The organism is Schumannella sp. 10F1B-5-1, assembly GCF_006517535.1.
Lineage (GTDB): Bacteria > Actinomycetota > Actinomycetes > Actinomycetales > Microbacteriaceae > Schumannella.
On the sequence record NZ_VHQH01000277.1, the window covers coordinates 1 to 298 of the forward strand.

Annotated in this window: 1 protein-coding gene; it reads left to right on the forward strand. The window is 71.1% G+C overall.

The annotated features are described in order from the left end of the window. Positions 1–2: 2 nt before the first annotated feature. A partial coding sequence (locus FJ658_RS15695) for an aminotransferase class III-fold pyridoxal phosphate-dependent enzyme (protein ID WP_141146255.1) occupies positions 3–298 on the forward strand: 296 nt, incomplete at its 3' end.

Below are 298 nucleotides of genomic sequence, written 5' to 3' on the forward strand. Positions count from 1 at the left end.
CTCTGACCTCCCCCACGGTAGCGCCGCTCGTCCTGGAACGCCGCGTCGTCACCGCGATCCCCGGACCGCGGTCGATCGAGCTGCAGGAGCGACGTCGCCGGGTCGTGTCGGACGGCGTCTCGAGCGCCCTGCCCGTCTACATCGAGCGCGCCCACGGCGCGATCCTGCGCGACGTCGACGGCAACCAGTTCATCGATCTCGGCGCGGGCATCGGCGTCACCACGATCGGGCACACGGATGACGCGGTCGTCGCCGCCGCATCCGCGCAGCTGACCGAGGTCACCCACACCCTCTTCAC